General features: G+C 61.5%; 4 protein-coding genes. All 4 read left to right on the plus strand.

Going from position 1 to position 5991, the window contains the following annotated elements; genetic code table 11:
* Window positions 1-131: 131 nt before the first annotated feature.
* The gene (locus tag NW815_RS06480) at window positions 132-1943 is read left to right on the plus strand and encodes an ABC transporter ATP-binding protein (RefSeq protein ID WP_414390199.1); all 1812 of its coding nucleotides are present in this window, start codon (window positions 132-134) and stop codon (window positions 1941-1943) included.
* A gap of 203 nt (window positions 1944-2146) precedes the next feature.
* Window positions 2147-2899, plus strand: a complete 753-nt coding sequence (locus NW815_RS06485; protein ID WP_414342492.1) for a response regulator transcription factor — start codon at window positions 2147-2149, stop codon at window positions 2897-2899.
* An 84-nt stretch (window positions 2900-2983) separates the two neighbouring features.
* Window positions 2984-5116, plus strand: coding sequence for a TIGR00300 family protein (locus tag NW815_RS06490; RefSeq protein WP_414390197.1), 2133 nt, complete (start codon window positions 2984-2986; stop codon window positions 5114-5116).
* A gap of 68 nt (window positions 5117-5184) precedes the next feature.
* The gene (locus NW815_RS06495) at window positions 5185-5967 is read left to right on the plus strand and encodes an S-adenosyl-l-methionine hydroxide adenosyltransferase family protein (RefSeq protein WP_414390194.1); all 783 of its coding nucleotides are present in this window, start codon (window positions 5185-5187) and stop codon (window positions 5965-5967) included.
* Window positions 5968-5991: the final 24 nt, after the last annotated feature.

Consider the following 5991-nt stretch of genomic DNA (forward strand, 5'->3'; position numbering starts at 1 on the left):
AGGACGGGGCTTGCCGCGCCTTTTGGTCAGCGGTGCGGAGCACTTTGGAGGCCAAGGCGGGGGCGGTAGTCTATAATCCTGCCAATTCCCCTAATGCGTTCGCGCCAGCGGTGCGGAGCACTTTCGTCGCCATGACTGAGGCTGTCTCTACTGCCGATTCTGCCTTGCTGACCGTACAAGGGCTGCGGGTTTTCTTGCCCAGCCGTGCAGCTGGCGAGCCCTCGGGATCCCCGGTGGTGGACGGGCTGTCTTTCCAGATCGGGATCGGCCAGACCTTAGGCCTGGTGGGGGAGTCGGGATCCGGCAAAACCATGACCGCCCTGACGCTGATCGATCTGCTGCCCAGCTCGGCCCGGGTGGAGGGCAAAATCCTCTTCAAGGGCCCTGACGGAACGGTGGACTGGCTGCGGTTGGATCCCCGGCAACGGCGGCGCTATCGCGGATCCCAGATCGCCATGATCTTCCAGGAGCCGAGCACCGCCCTCAACCCCCTCTACACCTGTGGCCAGCAGTTACAGGAAACCTTGAGGGCCAACACCTCCCTGAGCCCGGCGGAGATCCGCGCCCAAGCCATTCGCCTGTTTGAGGAGGTGCAGCTTTCTCCCCAGATGCTGGAGCGCTACCCTCATCAGCTCTCCGGCGGCCAAATCCAACGGGCGGCCATCGCCTGTGCCATCGCCTCCAATCCCCAACTGTTGATTGCCGATGAGCCGACCACCGCTCTAGATGTTACGGTGCAAGCGGAAATCCTGCGCCTGCTCTGGGAGCTGCAGCAGCACCGGCAGATGGCCATCCTCTTCATCACCCACGATCTCAATTTGGTGGCCGAACTGGCAGATCAGGTGGTGGTGATGCGCCGGGGCCAAGCTGTGGAACAGGGATCGGTGGAGCAGATCTTTCGGGATCCCCAGCATCCCTACACCCGCGGCCTGTTGGCCTGTCGCCCGGTGTTGGAGCGGCGGTTGCGGCGGTTGCCCACCGTCCAGGATTTTCTGGAAAAAGGGGGATCCCCAGAGGAGCAGTGGCAGCAGGTGGAGATCCCGGCTGCCGTTCGCGTAAGCGGGACGGAGTCCTTAGAGGAAGAACGGCTGCGCCGGCTGTACAGTCAGCCCCCCCTGCTGCAGGTGCGGGATCTGCGAACCCACTACGCCGTCCGTCGAGGGCCATTTGGCCGCCAGGTGGGCGAGATCCGAGCTGTGGATGGGATCAGCTTTGACCTCTACCCCGGAGAGACCTTGGGGCTGGTGGGAGAGTCCGGCTGCGGCAAAACCACCCTGGGGCGAACCCTGTTGCGCCTGGTCCGTGCCAGCTCTGGCCAGGTGATCTACGACGGCGAGGAGCTGCTCCGCTTGCCGCCCCAACGCTTACGTCGTCTCCGCCGCGAGATTCAGCTGATCTTTCAGGATCCGGCAGCCTCACTGGATCCGCGCATGAGTGTGGGAGCCAGCGTCATAGAGCCAATGGCCCTGCACGGGATTGGGAGAAATGCTGCTGAGCGACGAGCACGGGCCCAACGCCTGTTTGAACGGGTAGGGTTGGATCCGGAAGCGCTGGATCGCCTGCCCCACCAGTTTTCCGGAGGACAGCGGCAGCGGATCTGTATTGCCCGCGCCCTGGCCTCGGAGCCCCGCCTGATCGTCTGCGATGAGGCAGTGTCTTCCCTGGATGTCTCCGTGCAGGCCCAGGTGCTGAACTTGCTCAAGGATCTGCAGGAGGAACTGGGGTTGGCCTACCTGTTCATCTCCCACGACCTGAGCGTGGTCAAGTTCATGAGCGACCGCATCATGGTCATGAACCGGGGCCGCATCGAAGAGCTTGGCCCCGCCTCCCAGATCTACCAGCAGCCGCAGCAGGACTACACCCGCCGCCTCATCGCCGCGTTCGCGCCAGCGGTGCGGAGCACTTCCCCCAAAGGGAGATCCGTTCGCGATAGCGGGCCGTAGGCCTTAAAAACGCACCCATTTGCCCCAAACAGGTTGAAAAGTTTCCCCTGCATCCGGCTCCGGGCTGGGCAACCCTGCGGGTTAACTTCGCAGTAAGATTTGCAATGAGGCTAAAATTAAGTAAACTTCCAGTCGTAAAGCTTCGGCTCTTTGTTAGCACATTTAACAAAACGTTTTATCCGCAGTTTGGGCTGCAACCGGCTATGGCTCGCATACTCATTATTGAGGACGACCCTTCGATTCTGGATATCCTGCGCATCAATCTGGAGTTGGCGGGCTACGAGGTCGTAAAGGCCACCGATGGGGTACGCGGACAAGCGTTGGCTCTGCAAGTTCTCCCCGATCTGATCATCCTCGACCTGATGCTGCCCCAGGTAGATGGCCTGACCGTTTGTCAGCGCTTGCGGCGGGAGGAGCGCACCAGCGAGATCCCGATTTTGATGCTCACCGCCCTCGGCCAAACCCAGGACAAGATCGAGGGCTTTAATGCCGGTGCCGACGACTACCTGACCAAGCCTTTTGAGGTGCAGGAGCTGCTGGTGCGGGTGCGGGCCCTGCTGCGTCGCTCAGACCGGATCCCACAGGCGGCCAAGCATGGGGAGATCCTCACCTATGGCCCTCTCACGCTGGTGCCGGAGCGCTTTGAGGCGTTGTGGTTCGGCAAAACGATCAAGCTCACCCACCTGGAGTTTGACCTGCTCCACTGTCTGATGCAGCGACATGGGCAGACCGTTTCCCCCAGCGAAATCCTGCAGGAGGTGTGGGGCTACGAGCCCGACGACGACATCGAGACCATCCGTGTTCACATCCGCCACCTGCGCACCAAGCTGGAGCCGGATCCCCGCCACCCCCAGTACATCAAAACCGTCTATGGGGCGGGCTACTGTCTGGAGTTGCCCAACATTGCCGATCCCAGCCCACTGCAGCCAGAGCTGGCGAAAGATTCCCACAAATAATGATTCTTTCATGATTCTTGAGGATGCTGCTCACGCAACTGCTAATCTAGGGGATGCCCTGCTGCAGATTGCGCTCTGAGATCTATGCCTGGTGCCATTCGGTATTTGATGTGCCCACCCGATCACTACGAGGTGGACTATGTGATCAACCCCTGGATGGTGGGGAATGTTCACCGCTCTTCGCGAGAACGGGCGCTGCAGCAGTGGCAGGCTCTTTATCGGCATCTCTCGCAGCAGGCGGAGGTGAAGCTGATCCAGCCGGTGCCGGGATGGCCGGATATGGTGTTTACGGCGAATGCTGGGCTCATCCTGGGATCCAAGGTGGTGCTGAGCCGTTTTTATCACCCAGAGCGGCAGGGGGAACAGCCCCATTTCAAGGCTTGGTTTGAGGAACAGGGCTACACCGTCTATGAGCTGCCGCCAGCCCTGGCTTTTGAGGGGGCGGGAGATGCTCTGTTGGATCGGGCAGGGCGCTGGCTGTGGGCGGGCTACGGCTTTCGCTCCATGTTGGAGTCTCACCCCTACTTGGCCAAGTGGCTGGGGATCGAGGTGTTGTCTTTGCGGCTGGTGGACGAGCGGTTCTACCACCTGGACACCTGCTTCTGCCCCCTCTCCGAAGGCTATTTGCTCTATTACCCGCCGGCTTTTGATGCCTATTCCAACCGCCTGATCGAGATGCGGGTGCCCCCTGAAAAGCGGATCCCGGTTCAGGAGGCGGATGCCATTCACTTTGCCTGCAATGCCGTGGATGTGAACGGCACGATCTTGGTGAATCGGGTCAGCCCAGAGCTGGAAGCCGCCCTACAGGAGCGGGGATTTGCGGTGGTGCAGACGGAGCTGACGGAGTTCCTGAAAGCCGGTGGGGCGGCCAAGTGCTTGACATTGCGCCTCGACGAGACGGTGGCTCCCCAAACCGATCCGGTGGCCACGGTGCTCAGCCGGACGGTGACCCTCCAGGGACACTTGGTGGACAGCGACCTGCTCACCAGAGCCGTCGATTGCATTGTGGACAATGGCGGCAGCTTCCAGATCCTCAAGTTTCAGCTTGGGGAAAAACGGCAGAGCACTTCCACGGTGGAACTGGCCGTTTCCGCTCCCACCGAAGAGACCCTGGATACCATTCTCAGCGCCTTGATCGAGCAGGGGGCCCGTCTCTCGGAAGAAACCCAGCAAGACGCCCGTCTGGAGCGGGTGGAGAAGGCAGGGGTAGCGCCCGACGATTTTTATGTCACCACCATCTATCCCACGCAGGTGCGGGTGGCCGGCCAGTGGATCCCGGTGCAGCGGCAGCGCATGGATGGGGTGATCGTGGTCAAGGGATCCGATTGCAATGGCAAGACGGAGTTTTCAGCCTATTGCACCCTGATTCGAGATTTGCAGGTGGGGGATGCCGTGGTGTGTGGGGTGGAAGGGATCCGCACCGTGCGCCAGGCCAGCAAAGAGCGCTCTTCCCAGGAGTTTACCTTTATGGGATCGGGGGTCTCCAGCGAGCGGCGGGTGGAGATCCTGGTGGAGCAGATTGCCTGGGAGCTGCGGCAAATCAAGGAGCGGGGCGGCAAAACGGTGGTGGTGGCAGGGCCGGTGGTCATCCACACGGGCGGTGGATCCCACTTGGCCACCCTCATCCGCGAAGGCTATGTGCAGGCGCTGCTGGGGGGCAATGCCATTGCCGTTCACGATTTGGAGCAGAATCTCTACGGCACCTCGCTGGGGGTGGATCTGTCGCGGGGCACGCCGGTCAAGGGCGGCCACAAGCATCACCTCAAAACCATCAACCTCATCCGCAAGTACGGCAGCATCCGAGCTGCGGTGGAAGCGGGCGTGATTACCGGTGGGGTGTTCTACGAGTGCATTCGCGCTCAGGTGCCCTTCTCCCTGGCGGGATCCATCCGTGACGATGGGCCGCTGCCGGATACGGAGATGGATCTGATCAAGGCCCAACAGGATTATGCGCGGCTGCTGCAGGGGGCCGACATGGTGCTGATGCTCTCCAGCATGTTGCACTCCATTGGTGCCGGGAACATGACGCCTGCCGGGGTCAAGCTGATCTGCGTGGACATTAACCCGGCAGTGGTGACCAAGCTGGCCGATCGGGGATCCCTGGAGTCGGTGGGGATTGTGACCGATGTGGGCCTGTTCTTGAGTTTGTTGGTGCAGCAGTTGGCGCGTTTGGGGCAGGTGTATGAGCGCCCGCAACCTGCTCTTGCTGCCCGCTAGCCACCCCATCCATAAGCGCTGTTATCTTTTGGGATCCTTAAACTGGGATCCTCAAGCCTCAAAAGGGTATGCCTTTTATTAGCCTGTTGACGGATTTTGGCCTGCAGGATCCCTATGTGGGCATTATGAAAGGGGTGATTCATACCCTTTCCCCACAGGCTCAACTCATCGACCTCAGCCATGGGATCCCGCCTCAGGATGTGGCGGCGGCTCGCTTTGCCCTGATGACGGCCTACCCCTATCTGCCGTCGGGCACCATTCACCTGGCCGTTGTGGATCCAGGGGTGGGGAGTAGCCGCCGGGCGGTAGCCATCCAAACCGAGACGGGCTTTTTGGTTGGCCCTGACAATGGCCTGTTCAGCGGCGTTTTGGCCCAAACTCCGGCGCTGGCTGCTGTGGAACTCAACCGGCCCCGCTATTGGCGCACCCCCTCTCCCAGCCGCACCTTTCATGGGCGGGATATTTTTGCCCCGGTTGCCGCTCATCTGGCCAACGGGATCCCTTTGGCGGAGCTGGGGGATCCCCTAGACGTAGCAGAACTAACCCGCTGGGAGTGGCCGCCACCCCAGATGGAGACCAACGGCTGTCGCGGCCTGGTCCAGGCCATCGACCACTTCGGCAACGGCATCACCAACCTGCCCGGACAGTGGGTGGAAGGTCGAAGCTGGAGCGCCTCGGTCAAAGGGATCCCCGTCCGCTCCGTGGCCACCTTTGCTGAGGGAGAAGTTGGGGAAGTGCTGGCCCTGGTGGGCAGCTCCGGCTGGGTGGAGATCGTGCAAAACCGAGGCAATGCCAGCCGGGCGCTGGATTTTAAGGTGGGAGATGAGGTGCGCGTGCAGTGGAGCGGCTAGATCCCCTCGCCTGAAAAGAGAGGG

Origin of the sequence: Synechococcus sp. R6-7 (assembly GCF_047461695.1) — a bacterium.
GTDB lineage: Bacteria > Cyanobacteriota > Cyanobacteriia > Thermostichales > Thermostichaceae > Thermostichus.

What these genes read in the sequence shown, in the direction of transcription:
- NW815_RS06480 (WP_414390199.1), top strand. Translation starts at nt 132, where the DNA reads ATGACTGAGGCTGTCTCTACTGCCGATTCTGCCTTGCTGACCGTACAA.
- NW815_RS06485 (WP_414342492.1), top strand. Translation starts at nt 2,147, where the DNA reads ATGGCTCGCATACTCATTATTGAGGACGACCCTTCGATTCTGGATATC.
- NW815_RS06490 (WP_414390197.1), top strand. Translation starts at nt 2,984, where the DNA reads ATGCCTGGTGCCATTCGGTATTTGATGTGCCCACCCGATCACTACGAG.
- NW815_RS06495 (WP_414390194.1), top strand. Translation starts at nt 5,185, where the DNA reads ATGCCTTTTATTAGCCTGTTGACGGATTTTGGCCTGCAGGATCCCTAT.